Source organism: Paucibacter sp. PLA-PC-4 (genome assembly GCF_026241155.1).
In the GTDB taxonomy this organism is placed as follows: domain Bacteria; phylum Pseudomonadota; class Gammaproteobacteria; order Burkholderiales; family Burkholderiaceae_C; genus Roseateles_E.
This window is the reverse complement of record NZ_JAPFGP010000001.1, coordinates 73,010-93,131: the sequence shown is the minus strand read 5'-3', so window position 1 is coordinate 93,131 and position 20,122 is coordinate 73,010. Positions and strand designations below refer to the sequence as shown.

The following is a 20,122-nucleotide window of genomic DNA, read 5'->3' as shown; positions in this document are numbered from 1 at the left end:
CGCCGGGCACAGGCCCGGATAATCCCGCCGATGCGTTTGCTGTCCCACCGCCCCACATTGCGCACCGCGATCGCCGTGCCCTTTGTGCTGCTGTTTGCCGGCACGGTGGCCTTGCAGGCGCTGACCCAGCAGCGCCAGATCGAACAACTGATCCATCAGGAAAGCGGCCGCCTGCTGGACTCGCTAACGGCCAGCTCGCGCAACCGCCTGGCGCTGTTCCTGGACGAGCCCTTTCGCACCCAGTTGGTGGTGGCCGACGCAATCGCGCGGCACGGGCTCTATAAGCCTGGCGATATGGACGCTATCCAGCGCTATCTGCGCGGCGTCTACGGCGAACTGTTCGCCGATCAGCAGCAGCTCAGCGTGCTCAGCTTCGGCAGTCAGGCCGGTGACTACGCCGGGCTGCGGCGCGAAACCGGCGGCGACTTCACCTTGATGCTGAAGGACGGTGCTACCGAGGACAGCCTGCGAATCTACCAGGGCGACCGTCCTGGCGCAGTGGTGGCCGAGTTCCCCGGCTATGACCCGCGCAGCCGGCCCTGGTACCGGCCGGTGGCGATGAGCGGCAGGCCCGGCTGGTCGTCGATCTACATCAACAAGGACGAGCGCGCCGAGGTTGCAATCTCGGCGATCTCGCCGGTCTTGCGCAACGGCGAGTGGCTGGGCGTGGCGGCGGCCGATGTCAAGCTCGACGGGCTCAACCGTTTTCTGCGCGACGAGCCGCTGCGCGGCAGCGGCATCGTCTTCATCACTGAGCTAGATGGTCGCCTGGTGGCCCACTCTGAACCGGGTTCGGTGCTCGCCGAGTCCGGCAGCGGCACCCGATTGCTGATGCGAGAGAGCGCCAACCCGCTCATACGCGCGGTGGCCGCCCATATCGACGCAGCGCCGACCGAGAGCGGCGCCGGCTTCACGATCCGGCACGAGGGCGAGCTGTATTTCTGCCGCGTCACACCCTACTCCGACACCCGTGGTCTGGACTGGCGGGTGGTAGCCTTGGTGCCAGAGGCGGCCTTGCTGGGCGAGATCCGTACGGCGCAAAGTCGCAGCATGCTGATGATGGCCGGCATCGCCGTGCTGGCCATCCTGCTGGGCTTGTGGGGCATCGGACGCATCACCCGGCCCATCCTGGAAACCGCGGCTGCCGCCAATCTGCTGGCACGCGGCCGCTGGCTCAGCCATGAGGGCGGGCGCAGCGCCATCGAGCAGGGCAGCGCCTTACGCGAGACCGCGCTGCTGGTGCGGGCCTTCAACGAAATGGCGGAGCGCCTGCAGAGCTCATTTGCGCGCATGCGCGAGCAGCTGATCTATGACGACCTGACCCAGTTGCTGACACGTCGCGGCCTGCTGGAACAGGTCGACTGGCCGCAGCCCCGGCCGGCGGTGCTGACCCTGATCGCGCTGGACTCCTTTCGCGCCATCAATGACAGCGTCGGCCACGCCACCGGCGACCGGCTGCTGCAAGTGATGGCGCACCGCCTGCGCGCGCAGCTGCCCGGGCCGCTGCTGCTGGCGCGCATCGGCGGCGACGAGTTTGCGGTGCTGCATCTGGGCGTACAGCCCAGCGATATGGAGCAGCAGGCGGCCGCGCTCGGCGCCCAGGTACTGGCCCTTTTCGCCCTACCCTTCACCTCAGGCGAGGACGAGGTCTTGATGAGCGCCTCAGTCGGTGCGGTCGGCGGTCCGCTACAGGGCGAGGCCCTGGGCGACTGGCTGCGCAATGCCAGCATCGCCTTGGGCGAGGCCAAACGCCGCGGCCGTGGCCATTGCGTGGTCTATGAGCTGGCGATGATGGAGCAGTCGGTGCAGAAGGCCCGTCTGGCCACCGAGCTGCGCCATGCGTTGGAGAAACAGGAACTGCGGGTCTACTACCAGCCGGTGGTCGAGCTGGCCAGCGGCGCCGTCCATGGCGTCGAGGCCTTGCTGCGCTGGCAGAGCCCTGAGCGGGGCCTGGTCTCACCGGGGGTTTTCATCCCGGTTGCCGAGGAATCGGACCTGATACTGGCGTTGGGCGACTGGGTGCTGCGTCGAGCAATGCGGGACATCGCCGGCCTTTTGCCGAGCCTGGCAAGCGACTTCGAGCTGCATGTCAATGTCTCGGTGCGCCAGTTGATCCAGTCCGATTTCGCGACCACACTGGAGCAGGCCTTGCGCGACAACGGTCTGCCTGCCGGTCACCTGACCCTGGAGATCACCGAGTCGCTGCTGATCGGCCAGGACAGCGTCACCGAGGAGCGACTGCGCCAGATCCGCGCGCTGGGCGTGAAGATTGCGATCGACGACTTCGGCACCGGATACTCCTCGCTGGCCTATTTGCAACGCCTGCCCTTCGACTGCCTGAAGATTGACCAGAGCTTTATCCGCAATCTGTCCAAGTCGGCCCAGGACATGGCCATCGTCACCGCCGTGCTGCGCATGGCCGAGGGCCTGGGTGTGACGGCCGTGGCCGAGGGGGTGGAAACCGAGGCCGAGGCCATGCGCTTGCGGGAGCTGGGCTGCACCCTGGCCCAGGGATATCTGTTCGGACGACCTACTAGGCTTGAAGATGCTCGCTTATTTTGATAGTAAGCGCAAACTTAATGAATGACGTGTGACGGTTTCCCGCCACTCGTTCAGGGGGGACTGTGCGCTTTCCTGTCCGAGCTTTGTGTGGAACACTGCTTGTCAGTAAAAAGCAGCCGTGGATCGCACGCCCATGGCAGGCATAACGCCTTCGGCGTGCATAAGAGGCCAAACGAAATGAACGACGACATCCAAGCACAAGAGCAAGCTCAAGCAGCAGCCAAGGCACTGAGTGCGGTTCGGCGACGTCGCTTCATCAAGCTGGGTGCATCGACCGTGCCCGTCACCTTGACCCTGGCCAGCCGGCCAGTGATGGCTTGGCACTGCAACACGACCTCGGCCTGGGGTTCGCAACAGCTCGCACCAACGGCCGCCAGCGTCAAGGCTCGCATGGACTCCGCAGTCGTAACCGGTTCCGAAACTTGGTCCAAGAGCAATTGGCGCAACAACTCGGCCTACTACACAGTCTCTGATAAGAGGCCATTTCAGGTGCTGGCTGAGCACTTCAAGTATTCAAAAACCTCCTCCAAAACAGCGGAACAAGTTTGCCAGGCCAACTGCACGATCGGAAAACTGTTCGGCTCTGGCGGCCTCTTTGGCGTCAGCGACAGCCTCAAGGTCTGGGATGCGGTGCGAGGCGTAGGAGGCGCCAGCGAGTTTGCGACCTATATGACCGTGGCCAAGCTCAATATGCTGCTGACCCCGGGCATGTACAAGAACCGCCTGGATGCGTGCTTCCGCGACATCAAAGGTGTTGACCAGGTTACATGGATGGCCAAACAGGGCCCGAACCGCTATGTACCTACAGGGCTGCCGAACACTTCGCCGGCCTGGAGTTGGGACAAGATGAAGCAGTACCTAGAAAGCAACTGGCTGGTCGTCTGACCGCCAGCGCCGCTCAGCTTGTCCAGCACATGGTTGCCGTCGGGCATTGCCCAGATTCGCCGTTACTGGGACGGTGACATCGGCGGCGTGGTCTTCAACCAAGTCTCCGGCGATACCCATTTCCTCGACGCGCTGGCCTTCGAACTGCTCGAGCTGGCGGACAGCCAGACTCTAGAGATCGAAGCATTGAGCCGCCTGCTGTTTGAAGACACGCAGGCCTTGCAGGACGGTGAGGCCCACTCACGTGTCCACTCCGCGTTGCGCCATCTGCAGGCCCTGGGACTGCTGCAAGAGCAGCTCTCGTGAAGATTGCAACCCTGCCACTGGAGGATTTACGCGATCGGCTGGCGCGGGGGCAATTGCGGCTCGACATCCATCCCTTCAGCGCAAGGCTGCAATCCGACGTGCCCGAGGCGGCCTCTGCATTGCGCCTTCTCTACGGAGAGTTTGCCTGCCTGCCCGACGACGGCTTCAGCGACTTTCATGTGCAGGTCCGGCGAGAGTCCGGTATGCGCCGCTGGTACAGGCCGCAGGCCCGATTCTCGGTTGATGGTCGTGCGGCCTTTGTGCCGCTGCCCGCACATCACGCCCCGGTGATGTTCGAATGGGGCTTGAACTGGTGCGTGGCTTCGCATGGCCATCAGTTCCTCATCTTGCATGCCGCCGTCGTGGAAAAGAACGGCTTGGCGGTCTTGCTGCCGGCGCCACCCGGCTCGGGCAAGAGCACCTTGTGTGCCGGTCTGGTGAATCGGGGCTGGCGCCTGCTCAGCGATGAGCTCGCGCTCTACGATATGGACAGCGGCCTGGTCCACGGCATGGCCCGCCCGGTCAATCTGAAGAACCGCTCGATCGAAGTGATACAACGCTTTGCGCCGGAGGCCGTGTTCACCGCGCCGGTCACCGACACCAGCAAGGGCACGGTGGCCTTGATGCGCCCGCCCGACGAGAGTGTGCGCCGCCGTACCGAGCCAGCACGCCTGCGCTGGTTGGTCCTGCCACGCTATGTTCCCGATGCGCCGGCCACGCTGGAGCCGCACAGCAAGGCACAGACCTTTTTGCTGGTGGCCGAACAGTCCTACAACTACGATATCCATGGCCAACGCGCCTTCCGGGCCGTCGAGAGCATCATCGATGGCTGTGACTGCTATCAGTTCAGCTATAGCGCACTCGAAGATGCCGTCCGGACTTTTGATACGCTAGCCGGCGCCTGAACCGATGCGTATCCGCCCCCTCGTCTTTGACATCCTGCTGGCGCCGCATCAGGCGCGCGGCCTGAGCGCGCTGCAGTGGGACCTGTTGATCCGGCAGAGTCGCCGCGCCAATCTGCTGGCCAAGCTGGCCTACGAACTTGAGTCGGCCGACATGCTGAACGCCGTGCCCGCTGCGGTCATGCCGCACCTGCGTGCGGCTCAGCAAATTGCCGCACGCCAGAAGCTCTCCATTCATTGGGAGGCGGTGTGCATCGGCAAGGCCATGGCCGAGTTGCAAGCGCCAGTCGTGCTGCTCAAGGGCGCAGCCTATCTGCTTGGCGACCTGCCGACGGCGCAAGGCCGACTGTTCTCGGATGTGGACATCCTGGTGCCCAAGGCCTTTCTCGACCAGGCCGAGACGGCCTGCCTGCAGGCCGGCTGGCGTGCCCAGGAGATCTCGGATTACGACCAGCGCTACTACCGGCGCTGGATGCATGAGATCCCACCGCTATACCACCAGCGGCGCGGCAGCAGCCTGGATCTACACCACGCCATCCTGCCCGAGACCGCCCGCCTGAAGGTGAACACGGCAGCGCTGTTTGACCGGTTGCAGGCGCTACCGGCCTACCCCGGCCTGTTCACCTTGGCGCCGGCCGACATGCTGCTGCACAGCGCCACCCACCTCTTCCATGAGGGCGAGTTCGAGCACGGCGCCCGCGATCTGTTCGACCTGCGCGGCCTGATGCTGGACTTCGGTCAGCGAACCGGCTTCTGGGAGGCCTTGGTGGCACGAGCCGCCACCCTGGGTCTGCAGCGGCCCTTGTTCTATGCCCTGCGCTACGCCCACCGCCTGCTCGACACCCCGGTGCCAGCCGAGGTGCTGGACGCCAGCCGCGCCTGGGCGCCTGCGAAAGCCCTGCTGACGCTGATGGATGTCTGCTATGGCCGGGCACTGCTGCCGCTTCACGCCAGCTGCGATTCGGCCGGCGCCCAGTTGGCGCGCCGGGCGCTGTATCTGCGCTCTCATTGGCTGCGCATGCCTCCCCATCTGCTGGCTTACCATCTGGGGCACAAGGCCTTGTGGCCGAACCGAGAACCGGCTGTTGAGGCCGAGCAGCCGCACTGAGCTTATGCTTGCGGCATGAATCGCCCCAAGCCATTTTCGATGATCCGCGAGTTTCATCTCGCCGACTGGTTCACCTTGGCCAATGCCTTCTGCGGCATGGGCGCGCTATTCGCAGTGATGACATATCTGCAGACCCGGGAGGTGCTGCATATCTACTACGCTTGTGCACTGATCCCGGCGGCCCTGGTGTTCGATGTGCTGGACGGCCGCATCGCGCGCTGGCGACAGCAGAGCTCGAGCCTGGGCCGCGAACTCGACTCACTGGCCGATATCATCTCCTTCGGTGTCGCGCCCGCCGCCATCGCCTACGGCTGCGGCATGCAGGGCCTTTACGACCGCATCGTCCTGGTCTTCTTCGTTGCCTGCGGCGTCTCACGGCTGGCGCGCTACAACGTGACAGCCGAGGAACTCAGCGCGGGCTCGGACAAGGTCAAGTACTTTGAGGGCACACCGATCCCGACCTCGCTAACCCTGGTGATCGTGATGTGGGTGGCGGCTGCCCAGGGGGCGCTGGGCGATCAGCTTTGGTTCGGCAAGCTGGAGATCGCCGGCTTCTTCTTCCATCCGCTGGTACTGCTGTTTGCGCTATCGGGTTCGCTGATGATCAGCCGCATCCGCATCCCCAAGCTCTGAACAAAATCCACTCCTGTGGCGTCGAATGCACCCAGGTGCAGACGGGCCGGGCCGAACAGTCGCAGCGCTTCGCCCGCGACCAGCACCCGGTCCTCGGCCTCGCCCTCCCGGGTCAACCAGAGCCGGCCGGCCTGCACTGTCAGCAGCATCTGCTGCTGTTCGCCCAGCTGCAGGCAGCGCGGCGCCTGCAGGTAGTTCATGCGATGTGGGGTGCTGATGGTGTCCATGGGTCCAGCTTAGGAAGACCGGCCTGGCCCCGCCAGCGACAGCCGAGGCCCAATACGAGCGCACAGGCAGCGCAGCGAGCAACACTGTGTTGGCCGGCTTGACCCTGATCTGTACTGGCCCGGCCAGCCGGCAACCATACAGAATCAGGCGATGGACCCGCTCTACTTACAAATCGCCGAACGCCTGGCGCGCTCGATCCGAGCCGGCACCCTCAAGCGCGGTGAGCGACTGCCCTCGGTGCGCGAGCTGGCGGCCAGCCAGGCGGTCTCGCAGTCGACCGCGGTCCAGGCCTACCGTTGGCTTGAAGACGCGAGGCTGATCGAGGCACGGCCGCGCTCCGGCTACTTCGTTTCCAGCCGGCCGCCACGTCTGCCCGAGCCCGAACCATCCAAACCCGACAGCCGCTCACGCACCGTACAGCTCGATCAGCTGGGCGAGCAGGTGGTGCGCTTCTCGCTGTCGCCCGACGTGGTGTCCTTCGGCGCCGCTTGCCCGGGGCCGGAGCTCTTCGACCAGGAGCGCGTGCGGCGAGCGCTGACGCGCGCCGCACTGCGCCATCGCGACCTGCTGTGCGTCTATCCGCTCGGCTCAGGCATGGAAGAGGCACGCCGCGCCGTGGCCCGCTATGCGCTGGGCCTGGGATGCGAGCTGCATGCCGACGATGTGGTGATGACCAACAGCTGCATGGAGGCCATTAGTCTGTGCCTGAAGAGCGTCACCAGGCCCGGCGATGTGGTGGCGCTGGAGTCGCCCTGCTATTTCGGTTTCCTGGAGATACTGCAAAGCCTGCATCTGCGCGCACTCGAGATTCCCACCCATCCGCGCCACGGTATCTCGCTAGACGCGCTGCAGCTGGCGCTACAAACCCAGCCGGTCAAGGCGGTGCTGGTCGTGCCCACCTTGTCAAACCCGCTGGGCGCCAGCATGCCGGTGCCGGAACGTCGCCGTCTGGCCCAGCTGGTGGCGCAACACGATGTGGCCCTGATCGAGGATGTGCTCTACAACGATCTGGCCGAGCAGGATGACCGGCGCCGAGCCGTCAAGTCCTTCGACAGCAGCGGCCATGTGATGGTTTGCGGCTCGTTCTCGAAGACCTTGGCCCCGGGCCTGCGCCTGGGCTGGGTCGAGGCCGGTCGCTGGGGTCAGGCCTTGCGGCGAACCAAGGCCGTCGAATCGGGCGCGCAGACCGCCGTGCTGGAACTGGCCCTGGCCGATCTTTTGAACCAGTCCGGCCACGGCGCCGCGCTGCGTCAGCTTCGCGCTACTGTGGCAACGCGGGTCGACGCCGCGCGCGGCCTGATCTCGGCCAGTTTCCCCAAGGGCACGCGGGTCACCGACCCGGCCGGCGGCTATATCCTGTGGGTCGAGCTGCCCGCGCAGCTGGACTCGGTGGCCCTGTACGAGGCCTGCCTGGCCGAGAACATCTGCATCGCGCCGGGCCTGATGTTCAGCGCCAGCCCGCGCTTTCGGCACTGCATCCGGCTAGGCGTTGGCGGCCACTGGGGCCCCCAGCATCCGCGCGCGCTGCGACGTATCGGCGCGCTGGCTCAGCAGCTGCTGGACGCGGCGCCGCTGGCTGCCTGAGGCTCGGAACTACTGGCCCAGGAGCCGGTTGTTGCGCAGCCAGGGCCTTTGCAGTTGCGCCGCCAGGCCACCTTCGCCCCCCCGATGGGATTGAATCTTGGCCAGCGGTGCCGGGCACTGGCCGCTAAGCCGGTGCTGCAGCGCTGCGGCCAGTTGGCCCTCCTGTGGGTCGCCCAGCTCGCGGCCCAGATCATCGGCCACCTCGCAGCCCTTGACGCTCGCACCGACGCCATTGCCGCCGGGGATAAAGCCGTCCGCATAGTCACCAAAGCCCTTGGCATTGACGCCCTCGAACTCGATGGCCATGTATCGGTTGCCGCAGTTTTCCTGGCCGACAAAGCCGTAGGGCTTGCCGCAGCTGCGCCCGCCGATCAGCACCACCTCGACGTCGATGCCGCGCAGGCCGTTGATCAGCGACTCGCTGGCCGAGCAGGTGCCGGACTGGCTGAGCACATAGACGCGCCGCAGATTCAGGCTGGGCAGGGTCTGCTGCTGGCTGCACTGGCCGTTCTGCGGCTGGCAGGACTGGGCGCGGAAACCCATGTCCTCGTTCTCGGCCTGACGCCGGCTGTTGTGACGCAGGCGCTCGAACACCCGGCCGCTGGTAGGCCCGGGGCCGGCGATCATATAGGCCAGCTGCGAGGCGATGAAGAGATAGCCACCGCCGTTGTAGCGCAGGTCCAGCACCAGCTCGCTGACGCCCTGCTCGCCGAAGCGACGCAGCGCCGTGCTCAGCTGGGCCTCGGCCGGAAGATTGTGGTCATGGAAGACCAGGTAGCCGACCCGCGCGCCGTCGGCCGCCGTCAGAACCTGGGCCATGGGCACCGGCGTGCGGCTGATCTCTGTGCCGCCTAGCGTCAACTGGCGCTCGGTGCCGCCACCGCGTGGCTCGAAGCGGAACTGGTGGCTGCCCCCGCGCTCGCTTGGGTACAGCACGGCCTGCAGCTGGCGCCACTGCGCTTCGTCATTGGTGTCGCTGCTGATGCCGTCCACCGATAGCAGCCGGTCGCCACGCCGCAGGCCAGCCCGGGCGGCCGGGCCATCGGGCTCGATATAGGCGATGCGCAGGCCGCGCGGCGGCGTGCTGGCCGCCTGAGTCCACTCCAGGCCATAGCCCAGCGACACGCCGGCCTGCATCACGCGCTGCCATTCGCTCTCGGCCACCATGAAGCTGAAGCGGTCGCGCTCGGCGCCGCTGCTGGTTAGCTGCGGTGTCAGCAGGTCGTAAAAATAAGCGGCCAGCGCCCGCTGCACCTCGTTGCCGCTGTAGCGCGGCCCGCCGGGGTCGCGCGCCGGCACCTGCTCGCGCCACAGATAGTCCTCGTCCAGATAGGAACGTATCCAGCGCTTCTCGACCTCCAGGCTGCTATTGCGCCGGCCCGCCGGCGCCAGCTCATTGCCGGCCGCACACTGCTGGGCCAGGGTCTCGCTGGCGGGCAGCGGACCGGTGGGCAGCGTCGGTGTCACCACCACGCCGCCGCCGTTATTGCTGCTGCCACCGCCGCCCAACAAAGGCTCGCCCGCCGATCCGCCCCCGCCGCCGCAGGCCTGCAGGCCCAGGGCCGCCGCCAGCGCCCAGCCGGCCGCTATCATCTGTCTTGTTACGCTCATTCCCTCTCCCTGTCCGGGCGCGCTGTCGCGCACCGGCTGTTGTGGCTCGGGGTTATACCCGCAGCCACCGGGCCCGCTGTGGCCCGGGCGCCGCACTTCCCTCTTGAGGGGGAGGCAGATTCAGGAAGAAGTCACGACCGGCCTGACCCGCAGCGCCCAGATCACGCCAGCCACCAGCAGCGCAATTCCTGCCAGGGTAAGGGCTTGCGGCGGCTCACCGCGCAGCATGAAAGCATAGGCCAGCGCCGCCAGCGTCTCGAACACGATCAGTTGCCCCACCAGCGAGGTCGGCAGCCGCTGGCTGGCCTCGTTCCAGCACAGCGTGCCCAGCCAAGAGGCGCACAGGCCCACTGCCAGCATCAGGCCTATGAAAGCCCAGGGCCGCGGCCCCAGCGGCAGCGCGAACTCAGCGGCCAACAGGCCGGTGGCCTGCAGCAGCGGCAGCAGCGCCAGCCCGACCAGCGCCATCGGCAGCGTCACCAACCCCTGCGCCGTTGCCCAGGCACGCGGACTGCGGTCCTTGTGAGCGCGCAGCCAGTCCGCATTGCGGATTGGATACCAGGTCCAGCAGGCCACCGCCGCTACCGCCAATAACCCGCCTTCGGCATAGCGCCGCACTTGCGTGGCTGTGCCCTGCGCGCCCAGCTGAGCCAGCTCTACCTGGTTGACCAGCGCAATGCCGCTGGCAATCAAGAGCAGCGAGGGCGCCAGCCGGGCCCAGGGCAGATGGCCGTCGCGCCGGTAATCGCGCAGATTCGAGCAGATCGCAATCACCACCGGCAGGGTGCCGATGATGACGGTGGGCAGCGGCCCACCGGCGCGCTGGATCGCCGCCGAAAGGCACAAATAGTAGAGAAAGTTGCCGATCGCGCTGAGCTTGGCCGCTTCCAGCCAGTCGGTGCGTGTCAGCGCGCGCAGATCGCGCCAGTCGATCGCCGCCAGCGGCAGCGCGATCAGGCCGAAGGCCAGGTAGCGGCCCACGGTCAGCAGCGCCGCCGGATAGTCCGGCAGCATCAGTGGCGCGACAAAAACCAGGCCCCACATCAGGCCAGCCGCGAGAGCAAACAGGGTTCCAGCAAACATGGCGTCACTATGACGCAGGGCCAGGCAGCCGGTCTTGTACCGGCTTGCTGCGCCGGACTTGACCCGGCCGGCCACCCAGGTGCTCAATAGCAGTCGGTCTGCACAGGGAGATCCCCATGTACAACCCATCATGGCTCCAGCCCCGCACCCAGGCTCATCTGCTGGCCGGCCTGTGGGTCGCGGCGCTGCTGGCCCTGCTGTGTCTACTGCTGGCCGGCCTGCTGCTGATGGCCGATGCCGGAATCGGCGCTTGAGTGCCTGCGCCGGTTCAGGTCTTGACGACCGTCAGCGGTGACCGGGGGGCCGGCACGCCGCCCAGCATATCGGCGCTGCGCTGCGAGCCCTCGGCCGCCTGGGCGAGCTCCGTGCCGGTCATGCCGGCCTCGCGGTAGACCGCAGCGCCCATGCGCAGCGCCACATAAAGCCGCTGCTCCTCCACGCCATATGGCCCGCACAAGGCCTTGTGCAGGCGCGCCCGCACTACATCGGACTCAGCCCGGCCGGCATCCATCAGCACCAGGCCGAAGCGCCGCTCGCCCACCTGGGCCACGACATCGCTGCCGCGCACCCGACCTAACAACCGCGCGCCTATGGCCTGCAGCAGGGCTTTCAGCGTGGCCGATGACGGCGCCTCGCAAGCGCCGGCCTGCGGATCCACTGTGATCAGCAGCACAGTGGCGCGCGCGCCGTGACGGCGGCAATGCCCCAGTTGCCGGTCCAGCAGCGCAGCGAACTGCGGCAAGTCCTCCAACAGCTGCAGCTGAGTGCGCTGCGTCGGCCGCTCAGCGGCACTGCATGCGGGGCTCTTGTTGGGCAGGGTGTCGTCCTTCATGGGAGTCTGGTCGGTAAAAGATGGAGAAACACAGTGAGAGGGACATGACCGGCCGTAACCCGACCTCCCTGACCGGAGCCCAGCCTGCCATGCCCTCATTTCTGTAAAACGCGATCTGCAGCGCGAACCCGACAGGCAACCGAAAAAAGCGCCATCCCTAAGCCATGGACGGCTGCTAGAGTCCGGCCCTGCATGAGCGAAATCACCACTTTGTTGCGCGCCGCCGGCCAGGGCGACCGCCTGGCCGCCGACCAGGTGGTCGCCCTGCTCTATGCCGACCTGCGTCGCCTGGCCGGCCAGCGCCTGCGTCTGGCAGGCGCCGGTCAGCCCACCGCGCTGGACGCCACGGGCCTGGTACACGAGTCCTGGCTGCGCCTGCAGCAGGCCGGCCAGCTCGACTTTGCCGACCGCCAGCACTTCATGGCCTATGCGGCGCGCACCATGCGCAGCGTGCTGATCGACCAGATCCGCAGCCGCCAGGCCCAGCGCCACGGCGGCGAGCTGCAGCAGGTGACCTTCAACACCGCCGTCGCCGAGCTGCCGCCGCAGCGCGATGAGGAGATTCTGCGCGTGCACGAGGCGCTGGCAGAGCTGGCCGCCGTCGATGCGCGCCTGGCCCAGGTGGTCGAGATGCGCTACTTCGGCGGCCTGCTCGAAGCGGAGATCGCCCAGGCCCTGGGCGTGACCGAGCGCACCGTGCAGCGCGACTGGCAGAAGGCGCGGATGTTCTTGTCGCTGGCCCTCGGCTCATGAGCGCCGGCCGCCCGATAGACAAGGCGCGCTGGCTGCAGCTCAGCCCGGTGCTGGACGAGTTGCTGGACTTGGACGAACCTGCGCGCGCCGGCCGGCTGGCGGCACTGCAGGGTCTGGACCCGGGGCTGGCCGAGGACCTCAAGGCCCTGCTAGCGCGCGACGCGGCGCTCGCCAGCGAGGACTTCATGGCCCGTCCCGCCCTGCCACCGATGTTGGACCAGCCTGTGCTGGCCCTGCCCGGCCAGACGCTCGGCGCCTACACACTTGCAAACGAGATCGGCCAGGGCGGCATGGGCAGCGTCTGGCTGGCCCGGCGCACCGATGGACGCTTCGAGGGCCAGGTCGCCATCAAGCTGCTGGCCAGCGGCTTGTTCGGCGCCGGCAGTGCCGGCCGCTTTGCGCGCGAGGGCCAGATACTGGCCAAGCTCTCGCATCCGCATATCGCACGGCTCCTCGATGCCGGCATCAGCGCCGAGGACGGACCGCGCAGCGGCCAGCCCTATCTGGTGCTGGAGTATGTCGACGGCCAACCCATCGACGCCTTCTGCGAGGAGCGGCAGCTCGACACCCGCGCGCGCATCGCCATTTTTCTGGACGTGCTCGCCGCCGTGGCCCATGCGCACAACCGGCTGATCCTGCACCGCGATCTCAAGCCCAGCAACATCCTGGTCAACCGCGCCGGCGAGGTCAAGTTGCTGGACTTCGGCATCGCCAAGCTGCTGGACGGCGAGGCCGAGGACGGCGCGGGCGGCGCCGCCACCGAGCTGACCCGCCAAGCCGGCCGCGCGTTCACACCGCAGTACGCCGCGCCCGAGCAGGTGCAAGGCGGCGAGGTCAGCACCGCCACCGATGTCTACGCGCTGGGCGTGCTGCTCTATCTGCTGCTCTGCGGCATCCACCCCACGGCCAAAACCGAGCCCTCGACCACGCCGCTGGAGCGCATGCGCTCCATTGTCGAGACCGAGCCCAAGCGCTTGTCCGAGGCGGCGCGGCGCCAGGCCAACCCGGTGATTGCCGAGCGTGCCCGCCTGCTGCGCGGCGATCTGGACACCATCGTCGCCAAGGCGCTGAAGAAAAAGCCCGCCGAACGCTACGCCAACGCCGAGCTGCTGGCCGCCGATCTGCGCCGCTGGCTGGCCCATGAGCCGGTCAGCGCCCGGCCCGACAGCGCCTGGTACCGCAGCGCGATGTTTCTGCGCCGCCACCGCCTGGGCGTGGCGGCCGGCAGCGGCGTCGTGCTGGCCCTGGGCCTGGGCCTGGGAGTGGCCATCCACGAAGGCCGCGAGGCCCAGCACCAGCGCGACCAGGCCGAAGGCCTGATCGAGTTCATGCTGGGCGATCTGCGCAAGAAACTCGAGCCGGTGGGGCGGCTGGACGTGATGGATGCGGTGGGCGACAAGGCGCTGGGCTACTACTCGCAGCAGCAGCTCTCGGGCATGGACGCCAGCTCGCTGGGGCGGCGCGCCCGCGCCCTGCACCTGATGGGCGAGATCGCCGAGAAACGCGGCAAGCTCGACGAAGCCGACCAGCTCTTCCGCCAGGCCGCCGCTAGCACCGGCGAACTGCTGGCCCGCCACCCGGACAAGGGTGCGGTGGTGTTCGAGCACGCGCAAAGCGCCTACTGGGTCGGCTTCATCGCGCGCCGCCGTGGCCAGATGGAGCAGGCGCTACAGCAGTTCCAGCTGTATTTGCAGCTGGCAGAGCGACTGACCGTGCTTGATCCGAGCAATCTGGACTGGCGCACCGAGCGAGCTTTCGCGCAGCAGAACCTGGGCGTATTGGCAATGGACCAGGGGCGCGTCCGCGCGGCACTCGATGATCTGCTCAGCGCCAATGGCAGCTGGCAGCCGATGGTCGAGAAACGACCTGAGCTCTACCTTGAACAGGCCAACACCCTTGGCTGGATCGCTCGCGCGCACTTTATGCTCGGCGACTACGCCGCTGCGCTGGCAACCGAGACGCAAAGAGTCAGCGCGCTCCACAAGATGCCCGACGCCGTCGACAACCGGGAGGTGCAGGCCCTGCTGGCCACCAGCCAGCATCAGATCAGCCGCATGCACTTCTTTCTTGGGCAGTCACCGCAAGCCCTGGTCTGGGCCGAGAAGGCAGCAATGACGCAACAAGCGCTTGTGTCGATCGACACGGACAACCTCGGTTGGTTGCACATGCTGAACGCAATACAGCTTGGGCTATCAGAAGTGCAGAGCAGTCTGGATGGTCGCGAGCAGGCCCAGGCACTTGCCGCCACGCTTCAGCGAGACATTTCGCGATTGATCCTTGCAAATCCAGCAAAACTCGATTGGCAATGTCTGCTGCGCGGCCAGTTGCTGGCCATGCAAGCAGTGCTGCATGGCCCCCAAGCCATTCAGCCGATGCGCCGCTACATACGTGAGATGCAAGATATTGAGAGCAAAGGCAAGACACTAAATGCCGACCAGCGGCTCGCGGTCGCCCGGGTGGCCTTGTTGCTCGGACGCCTCCTGGCCAAGACTGCGGACGGTGGAGCCCAGGCATCTCAGTACTGGCAAACGGCAGAAGAATATCTACAACCCATGGGCTCAACCTCGGACGCCCAGTCGATGACTTTGCACGCTCAGACAAGATTTTTGCTCGGCGCCCCTGAAGAAGCGCGCGCCCTGGCCGAAAAGGTGACAGCCACAACATACCGGCATCCGGACTATGTTGAGCTGCAGAGATTGCTCAACCCCGCAGCCACCACGGCGCGCCACTTCACAGGGAAAGATAAACCATGACCACGCCCGAAAAACCAGTCCTAACCTTCGACGTCACCGGCAGCAACCTGACCGACCCGCCAACCGCCATCTGCTCGCCCGAACTGGTGACGGTGAACGAGCCCAACTCGCTGGTGCAGTTCCAGATCGTCAACCCGGGCTACGCTTTCGACCCCGAGGCACCCATCGTGTTCGACGATCCCGGCGCCAATTTCCCGGACATTTGGCTGCTCAGCGATACGCAGGTGGCGGTGCGCGACCGCCTGACCAGCAGCGGCGACTTCTCGTTCACGATCAATCTGATCGAAACCGAGACGGGCAAACGGTTTAGCGTTGATCCCGGGATTCGCAACATACCAGTGTGAGCGATGAGCCCCCTGACCAAAGGGGGCCCCAACAAATCGGCACAACCAGCTAGCAGGCATACTCGCGCACGCTTCTTTCCCCTCCTCATACCAACGAGCATGCGCGTGAAATCCCTGATCATGACCCTGGGCCTGGCTGCGGCAGCCGGCCTGAGCCAGGCCGATGTGCTGTACAGCAATGGCCCCGTCGTCAACGCCGAGGGACGGTCGATCCGGCAGGCCTCGGATGCCTGGTTCGGCTTTGGCGCCCAGGCCAAGTCGGGCAATGCGGTGGCGGAGGACTTCACGGTCACTGGGGAAGGCTGGCTGCTCGACAGCATCGACTTCTTCAGCTTCCAGAACAACGCCACCGCCTTCACGCTACAGACGGTCAGCTGGAGCCTGATGGCCGGCGACCTCAACACCGGCACCCGCGTGGCTTCCGGCACCGCCGGGCTCGCCAACGGCGGCCAGGTCGGCTACCGGGTCCAGCACAACGCACTGAACAACACCGTGCGCCCGATCTACCGGGTAGTGGCCGACATCGATGATGTGCAGCTGTCCGCCGGCTCCTACTGGCTGAGCTGGAGCATGACCGGCTCGCTGAGCTCCGGCCCCTGGATTCCGCCCACGGCGGACGGGGCCGTGGGCAACGCGATGCAGTCCGGCGCCGGCGGCTCCTTTGTGCAGATCCTGGACAACGGCGACGGCGTCAGTCTGCCCTTTGTGCTGAACGGCAGCGTGGTCACGGCCGTGCCCGAACCGGCCAGCGTGCTGCTGATGCTGGTCGGCGGGCTTGCCGTGGCCGGCGCAGCCCGGCGTGGCTCACGCAAGACCTGACCCTTGCTGCGCTGACCGGGTCCACCCACTCACTCACCATCCCTGCCCCACGGTATCGAAACCGACTTGCGCTCGCCCCCCTTGCGGGTGCGCAGCACGGCGTCGAAGCCCTGGCGGCCGCCGTTCAGCGCGGCGGTCAGCAAGCCTTGCAGGTCCTCGGGGCTGAGTGATTCGGCGTCGCGGCGGAATTGCTTGATGGCCAGGGCCAGCAGCTCGCGCGAGACGGCCGCATGGGTCAGTTGCACGGCCAGCATCGCGCCATAGAGGTCGGGAAAGATCGCGCACAGGGTCTTGATGCGGCGCAGCGCCTCGGGCGGGCTGTGGCGCTCCTGCGGGCCCATCCAGCTGACGTCGTCGTTGTCAGCGCCCTCACCTTGCTCGCCCAGGCGGGCCTGCAGCGCGGCGATACGGGCCAGCAGCCACTCCTTGTCATCAGCCTCGGCGGCGCGGGCATCGATGCCGGCCAGCGCCTGTGCATCGCTCAGTGCCTCGGGCGCCAGCGCATAGCGCTCGGCGGCCAGCGCGGCCAGGCGCTCGGCGGCGGTCGTGGACTCCAGCATCGCAGCGTCCCCCAAGGGCAGGATAGACCTTGCTTATCGGCCGCCGGCGGCCGCACTTGAGCGGGGCGGATCGGTCTCCCCTCCCCCCGCAACACAGGGAATACCCGGCCCCGGCCGTGATCTGCGTCACAAAGACTGCGGCGCCACCCCCGGCACATGGGGGCGCGCCGGCGGCGCAGCCTGCCTACAGTGCGGCTGCTTCGATGCACGGCCCGCCCGTGCGACCACCACAACAAGGCTTGGCAAGCAAGCCAGGCGTCCAGCGCGCCCCAGGGAAACACCATCATGCAACAACACAAACTCGTCCTCGCCACCATCGCCCTGCTCGGCTCGGCCGCCGCCCATGCCGCCCAGACCGTGGACATCCGCTACACCGAGCAGCTCGGCGGCCTGTCGCAGGCGCTGGACCTGCAATGGAATGGCGGCGACACCTCGACCCGCGCCGGCGCGCTGGCCTTTGAGACCCGTGGCGGTGCGAGCTTCGAGGCCTTCTGCGTCGAGCTGGGCCAGTACACCTCGACCCAGTTCCGCAGCTACAGCATCGGCCAGTTCCAGGGCAGCCAGGCCAGCCTGCTGCAAGGCCTGTTCTCGTCCAGCTATGCCGCGGTGGACAGCAGCCTAGAGCGCAGCGCCTTCCAGCTGGCGATCTGGGAGCTGACCCACGAAACCCGCGCCAGCAGCTTCAGCGTCACCGACAACAGCAGCCGCCAGAGCTTCAAGCTCGACAGCGACAGCAGCAACTACCGCGCGCTGCGCAATCAGGCCAACAGCTATCTGAACGCCGCCACCGGCTACAGCGGCCCCAGCCTCTACAGCATCGAGCGCCTCAGCAATGCCAGCACCCAGGACCTGCTGCGCTTCAGCGCCGTCAGCGCCGTGCCCGAGCCCAGCAGCTACGCAATGCTGGCCGCCGGCCTGGGCGTGCTGGGCTTTGTGGCGCGCCGCCGCCGCAGCAACAGCAAGGCCTGAGCCCGGTCCCGGATCGAGCCAAGCCCAGGCTCTTTCATTCCGGCACGACCCATCGCGGTGCGGCCTGCGGACATCGGCGCGCCGCAGCGCGCGGGCTGCGGGCTAAGCTGGTCGCACTCGATAACAGCCCGGAGACCGACGCCATGCCCATCCCCCAACCACGCCGCCGCCCCCTCGTCGCCCTGCTGGCCGGCGCCGCGCTGGCCGGCCTGCTCGGCCCGGCGCAGGCCGCCGATTACCCTGCCAAGGCAATCCGTTTCATCGTGCCCTATGCGGCCGGCGGCACCACTGATCTGGTGGCGCGCACGGTCGGTCAAAAGGTCGCAGACAAGCTGGGCCAGCCGGTGGTGATCGAGAACAAGCCCGGCGCCGGTGGCAACTTGGGCATGGACGCGGTGGCCAAGGCCGCGCCCGACGGCTACACGATAGGCTTCGGCGCCATCTCGACCAATGCGCTGAACCCGCATATCTACAAAAGCGTACCCTTCGATCCGCGCAAGGACTTCAGCGCGATCAGCATGCTGGGCTACTCGACCATCGTCGTCGAGGTCAATGCGGGCTCGCCGATCAAGAGCGTCGCCGAACTGATCGACGCGGCCAAAAAGAACAAGGGCATGAGCTATGCCACCGCCGGCTCCGGCACCTCGATGCATCTGTCGGCCGTGCTGTTCGAGCAGATGACCGGCACCGAGCTGACCCATGTGCCCTACCGCGGCAGCGCGCCCGGCATCACCGATCTGCTGGCCGGTCATGTGGGCCTGATGTTCGACAACTTGCCGGCCTCGCTGCCCCATATCCAGGCCGGCAAACTGCGCGCGCTGGCGGTGGCCGGCAAGACCCGCTCGCCGGCCCTGCCCCAGGTGCCGACCCTGGCCGAAGCCGGGCTGGCCGGCTATGCGGTCGAGCCCTGGTTCGGTGTCTATGCGCCGGCCCAGCTGCCGGCGCCGGTACTCAAGCTGCTGAACCAGGCCTTTGTGGAGGCGCTGGCCCTGCCCGATGTGAAGGAGAAGCTGCTGCAGGCCGGCTTCACGCCGCGCAGCTCCAGCGCCCAGGAACTGACAGCGCTGGGCCTGGCCGAGTACGAGCGCATGGGCGCCGTGGCGCGAAAAGCCAATATGGGCCTGGATTGACGACTCAGCGCGGCGCCGGCCGGTGGCCGACGCCCAGCTGCTGCTGGTAACGCCCCGGTGTCAGCCCGTAGCGGCCGGCGAAGGCGCGGGTCAGATGGGCCTGGTCGACCAGGCCAACGGCGGCGGCCACCTCGGCGCCAGGCAGGCCCAGGCCCAGCAGGTGCTTGGCCTCCAACAGGCGCAGCGCCATCAGCACCTGCTGCGGTGTCGCATGGTGCTGGGCCTTGAAGCTGCGCAGAAAGTGAAACGGGCTCAGGCCGGCGACGCTGGCGAGCTGCTCCAGGCTCAGGGCCTGGTCCAGCGAGGCGCGCATGAAGTCCAGCACCGGCGCAAAACGCAGCGCGGCCTCGGGGCGCGCCCGCCGGCCGACGCAGGCATGGCGACGCAAGGCCTCCACCAGTTGCAGCAGCCGGCTGTCGAAGGCCAGACCGCTGCCCCCTTCATCAGCGCCGGCCTGCCAGAGTCCGGCGATCAGGCCGGCCACCTCGGCGGCGCCGAGCGCATCGTGCGCCACGGCCGCATCGAAGCACCAGTCCGGCTCGCCGCTGAGCTCGGCCAGCAGCTCGCGGTCCAGGTAGACCATGCGGTAGCCCCAGGCGTCGGCGGTCTCGGCCTGGCCGGTATGGATGTCCTCGGGGTTCATCAGCATCAGCGTCGCGCGCGGCGCCAGATGCTCGGAGCCGCGCCAGCGAAAACGCCCCACGCCGCTGGTGATCGCGCCCAGGCCGAAGGCCTCGTGGGTGTGCGGCTCGAAGCGGTGACTCAGGATGGAGGCGTGGTACAGCTCGACCCCGGCGCGGTGCGTGGGGCGGCGGTACCGGGCTTGATCGCTGGCATGTTCAAACTGCATGGCCGCGATGATGCCTCAGCGGGGATGCGGCCGCTCGCCCGGGAGCCGGCCCGGTGGTCAGGGGCCGCCGGCTGATCCATCGGGGGGAGGACTTTTTCAATGAGAAGCACTCTCAACAGCCCAGGCTCTTCTTGACGGACCGCATGGCCAAGGTAAAAACAGGCGCAGCCGCAGGGCTGCGCGGATGCCGCCGGACTGGACAAGCAGCGC

The 20,122-nt window shown here is 67.1% G+C and carries 20 protein-coding genes; 14 read left to right on the top strand and 6 right to left on the bottom strand.

What is annotated here, in order from left to right:
- The first annotated feature begins 30 nt into the window (after positions 1 to 30).
- The 6 genes from OOZ63_RS00480 to pssA all read left to right on the top strand — a co-directional run bounded on the left by OOZ63_RS00480 (position 31) and on the right by pssA (position 6,396).
- Entirely contained in the window at positions 31 to 2,562 is a 2,532-nt protein-coding gene (locus OOZ63_RS00480) for an EAL domain-containing protein (RefSeq protein ID WP_266003342.1), read from the top strand.
- A 177-nt stretch (positions 2,563 to 2,739) separates the two neighbouring features.
- Positions 2,740 to 3,447, top strand: a complete 708-nt coding sequence (locus OOZ63_RS00475; protein WP_266003340.1) for a hypothetical protein — start codon at positions 2,740 to 2,742, stop codon at positions 3,445 to 3,447.
- An 18-nt stretch (positions 3,448 to 3,465) separates the two neighbouring features.
- The gene (locus tag OOZ63_RS00470; RefSeq protein ID WP_266003339.1) at positions 3,466 to 3,753 is read left to right on the top strand and encodes an HPr-rel-A system PqqD family peptide chaperone; all 288 of its coding nucleotides are present in this window, start codon (positions 3,466 to 3,468) and stop codon (positions 3,751 to 3,753) included.
- Positions 3,750 to 4,658 (top strand): HprK-related kinase A, encoded by a 909-nt coding sequence (locus OOZ63_RS00465; RefSeq protein ID WP_266003338.1) that lies wholly within the window; start codon positions 3,750 to 3,752, stop codon positions 4,656 to 4,658. The genes OOZ63_RS00470 and OOZ63_RS00465 overlap by 4 nt, the downstream gene beginning before the upstream one ends.
- A 4-nt stretch (positions 4,659 to 4,662) precedes the next feature.
- Positions 4,663 to 5,763, top strand: a complete 1,101-nt coding sequence (locus tag OOZ63_RS00460) for a nucleotidyltransferase family protein (protein ID WP_266003337.1) — start codon at positions 4,663 to 4,665, stop codon at positions 5,761 to 5,763.
- Between the two features lie 15 nt (positions 5,764 to 5,778).
- Complete coding sequence (gene pssA / locus OOZ63_RS00455; RefSeq protein ID WP_266003335.1) at positions 5,779 to 6,396, top strand: CDP-diacylglycerol--serine O-phosphatidyltransferase; 618 nt, start codon at positions 5,779 to 5,781, stop codon at positions 6,394 to 6,396.
- On the opposite strand, the gene OOZ63_RS29170 is transcribed toward pssA, so the two are convergent.
- Complete coding sequence (locus tag OOZ63_RS29170) at positions 6,282 to 6,596, bottom strand: DUF2917 domain-containing protein (protein ID WP_416234680.1); 315 nt, start codon at positions 6,594 to 6,596, stop codon at positions 6,282 to 6,284. The genes pssA and OOZ63_RS29170 overlap by 115 nt on opposite strands.
- A gap of 178 nt (positions 6,597 to 6,774) precedes the next feature.
- Here OOZ63_RS29170 and OOZ63_RS00450 point away from each other — a divergent pair, with 178 nt between their 5' ends.
- Positions 6,775 to 8,208: a PLP-dependent aminotransferase family protein gene (locus tag OOZ63_RS00450; RefSeq protein ID WP_266003334.1), complete on the top strand. Its 1,434-nt coding sequence runs from the start codon at positions 6,775 to 6,777 to the stop codon at positions 8,206 to 8,208.
- Between the two features lie 9 nt (positions 8,209 to 8,217).
- Here the strand turns inward: OOZ63_RS00450 and OOZ63_RS00445 are convergent, their stop codons facing one another.
- Both OOZ63_RS00445 and OOZ63_RS00440 read right to left on the bottom strand, forming a co-directional pair.
- Positions 8,218 to 9,819, bottom strand: coding sequence for a S41 family peptidase (locus tag OOZ63_RS00445; RefSeq protein WP_266003333.1), 1,602 nt, complete (start codon positions 9,817 to 9,819; stop codon positions 8,218 to 8,220).
- A gap of 120 nt (positions 9,820 to 9,939) precedes the next feature.
- A complete protein-coding gene (locus tag OOZ63_RS00440) occupies positions 9,940 to 10,902 on the bottom strand; it encodes a DMT family transporter (RefSeq protein ID WP_266003332.1) in 963 nt (320 codons plus the stop codon).
- 116 nt (positions 10,903 to 11,018) lie between these two features.
- Here OOZ63_RS00440 and OOZ63_RS00435 point away from each other — a divergent pair, with 116 nt between their 5' ends.
- Positions 11,019 to 11,156 carry a hypothetical protein gene (locus OOZ63_RS00435; RefSeq protein ID WP_266003331.1) on the top strand — a complete coding sequence of 46 codons (138 nt, stop codon included), beginning with the start codon at positions 11,019 to 11,021 and terminating at the stop codon, positions 11,154 to 11,156.
- Between the two features lie 14 nt (positions 11,157 to 11,170).
- On the opposite strand, the gene OOZ63_RS00430 is transcribed toward OOZ63_RS00435, so the two are convergent.
- Positions 11,171 to 11,734 carry a GGDEF domain-containing protein gene (locus OOZ63_RS00430; RefSeq protein ID WP_266003330.1) on the bottom strand — a complete coding sequence of 188 codons (564 nt, stop codon included), beginning with the start codon at positions 11,732 to 11,734 and terminating at the stop codon, positions 11,171 to 11,173.
- Positions 11,735 to 11,926: 192 nt separating this feature from the next.
- On the opposite strand from OOZ63_RS00430, the gene OOZ63_RS00425 reads away from it, so the two are divergent.
- The 4 genes from OOZ63_RS00425 to OOZ63_RS00410 all read left to right on the top strand — a co-directional run bounded on the left by OOZ63_RS00425 (position 11,927) and on the right by OOZ63_RS00410 (position 16,403).
- A complete protein-coding gene (locus OOZ63_RS00425) occupies positions 11,927 to 12,487 on the top strand; it encodes an ECF-type sigma factor (RefSeq protein ID WP_266003329.1) in 561 nt (186 codons plus the stop codon).
- Positions 12,484 to 15,240, top strand: a complete 2,757-nt coding sequence (locus OOZ63_RS00420; RefSeq protein ID WP_266003327.1) for a protein kinase domain-containing protein — start codon at positions 12,484 to 12,486, stop codon at positions 15,238 to 15,240. The genes OOZ63_RS00425 and OOZ63_RS00420 overlap by 4 nt, the downstream gene beginning before the upstream one ends.
- Complete coding sequence (locus tag OOZ63_RS00415) at positions 15,237 to 15,584, top strand: hypothetical protein (protein ID WP_266003326.1); 348 nt, start codon at positions 15,237 to 15,239, stop codon at positions 15,582 to 15,584. The genes OOZ63_RS00420 and OOZ63_RS00415 overlap by 4 nt, the downstream gene beginning before the upstream one ends.
- A gap of 105 nt (positions 15,585 to 15,689) precedes the next feature.
- Positions 15,690 to 16,403, top strand: coding sequence for a PEP-CTERM sorting domain-containing protein (locus OOZ63_RS00410; RefSeq protein WP_266003325.1), 714 nt, complete (start codon positions 15,690 to 15,692; stop codon positions 16,401 to 16,403).
- Between the two features lie 29 nt (positions 16,404 to 16,432).
- Here OOZ63_RS00410 and OOZ63_RS00405 read toward each other — a convergent pair whose 3' ends face one another.
- Entirely contained in the window at positions 16,433 to 16,963 is a 531-nt protein-coding gene (locus tag OOZ63_RS00405; RefSeq protein ID WP_266003324.1) for a hypothetical protein, read from the bottom strand.
- Positions 16,964 to 17,248: 285 nt separating this feature from the next.
- Between OOZ63_RS00405 and OOZ63_RS00400 the strand changes: the two genes are divergently transcribed.
- Positions 17,249 to 17,932: a PEP-CTERM sorting domain-containing protein gene (locus tag OOZ63_RS00400; protein WP_266003323.1), complete on the top strand. Its 684-nt coding sequence runs from the start codon at positions 17,249 to 17,251 to the stop codon at positions 17,930 to 17,932.
- A 143-nt stretch (positions 17,933 to 18,075) separates the two neighbouring features.
- Positions 18,076 to 19,062 carry a Bug family tripartite tricarboxylate transporter substrate binding protein gene (locus tag OOZ63_RS00395; protein WP_266003322.1) on the top strand — a complete coding sequence of 329 codons (987 nt, stop codon included), beginning with the start codon at positions 18,076 to 18,078 and terminating at the stop codon, positions 19,060 to 19,062.
- Positions 19,063 to 19,066: 4 nt separating this feature from the next.
- Here OOZ63_RS00395 and OOZ63_RS00390 read toward each other — a convergent pair whose 3' ends face one another.
- Complete coding sequence (locus OOZ63_RS00390; protein WP_266003321.1) at positions 19,067 to 19,912, bottom strand: AraC family transcriptional regulator; 846 nt, start codon at positions 19,910 to 19,912, stop codon at positions 19,067 to 19,069.
- Positions 19,913 to 20,122: the final 210 nt, after the last annotated feature.

What these genes read in the sequence shown, in the direction of transcription:
- OOZ63_RS00480 (WP_266003342.1), top strand. Translation starts at nt 31, where the DNA reads ATGCGTTTGCTGTCCCACCGCCCCACATTGCGCACCGCGATCGCCGTG.
- OOZ63_RS00475 (WP_266003340.1), top strand. Translation starts at nt 2,740, where the DNA reads ATGAACGACGACATCCAAGCACAAGAGCAAGCTCAAGCAGCAGCCAAG.
- OOZ63_RS00460 (WP_266003337.1), top strand. Translation starts at nt 4,663, where the DNA reads ATGCGTATCCGCCCCCTCGTCTTTGACATCCTGCTGGCGCCGCATCAG.
- pssA (WP_266003335.1), top strand. Translation starts at nt 5,779, where the DNA reads ATGAATCGCCCCAAGCCATTTTCGATGATCCGCGAGTTTCATCTCGCC.
- OOZ63_RS29170 (WP_416234680.1), bottom strand. Translation starts at nt 6,596, where the DNA reads ATGAACTACCTGCAGGCGCCGCGCTGCCTGCAGCTGGGCGAACAGCAG.
- OOZ63_RS00450 (WP_266003334.1), top strand. Translation starts at nt 6,775, where the DNA reads ATGGACCCGCTCTACTTACAAATCGCCGAACGCCTGGCGCGCTCGATC.
- OOZ63_RS00445 (WP_266003333.1), bottom strand. Translation starts at nt 9,819, where the DNA reads ATGAGCGTAACAAGACAGATGATAGCGGCCGGCTGGGCGCTGGCGGCG.
- OOZ63_RS00440 (WP_266003332.1), bottom strand. Translation starts at nt 10,902, where the DNA reads ATGTTTGCTGGAACCCTGTTTGCTCTCGCGGCTGGCCTGATGTGGGGC.
- OOZ63_RS00435 (WP_266003331.1), top strand. Translation starts at nt 11,019, where the DNA reads ATGTACAACCCATCATGGCTCCAGCCCCGCACCCAGGCTCATCTGCTG.
- OOZ63_RS00430 (WP_266003330.1), bottom strand. Translation starts at nt 11,734, where the DNA reads ATGAAGGACGACACCCTGCCCAACAAGAGCCCCGCATGCAGTGCCGCT.
- OOZ63_RS00425 (WP_266003329.1), top strand. Translation starts at nt 11,927, where the DNA reads ATGAGCGAAATCACCACTTTGTTGCGCGCCGCCGGCCAGGGCGACCGC.
- OOZ63_RS00420 (WP_266003327.1), top strand. Translation starts at nt 12,484, where the DNA reads ATGAGCGCCGGCCGCCCGATAGACAAGGCGCGCTGGCTGCAGCTCAGC.
- OOZ63_RS00415 (WP_266003326.1), top strand. Translation starts at nt 15,237, where the DNA reads ATGACCACGCCCGAAAAACCAGTCCTAACCTTCGACGTCACCGGCAGC.
- OOZ63_RS00405 (WP_266003324.1), bottom strand. Translation starts at nt 16,963, where the DNA reads ATGCTGGAGTCCACGACCGCCGCCGAGCGCCTGGCCGCGCTGGCCGCC.
- OOZ63_RS00400 (WP_266003323.1), top strand. Translation starts at nt 17,249, where the DNA reads ATGCAACAACACAAACTCGTCCTCGCCACCATCGCCCTGCTCGGCTCG.
- OOZ63_RS00395 (WP_266003322.1), top strand. Translation starts at nt 18,076, where the DNA reads ATGCCCATCCCCCAACCACGCCGCCGCCCCCTCGTCGCCCTGCTGGCC.
- OOZ63_RS00390 (WP_266003321.1), bottom strand. Translation starts at nt 19,912, where the DNA reads ATGCAGTTTGAACATGCCAGCGATCAAGCCCGGTACCGCCGCCCCACG.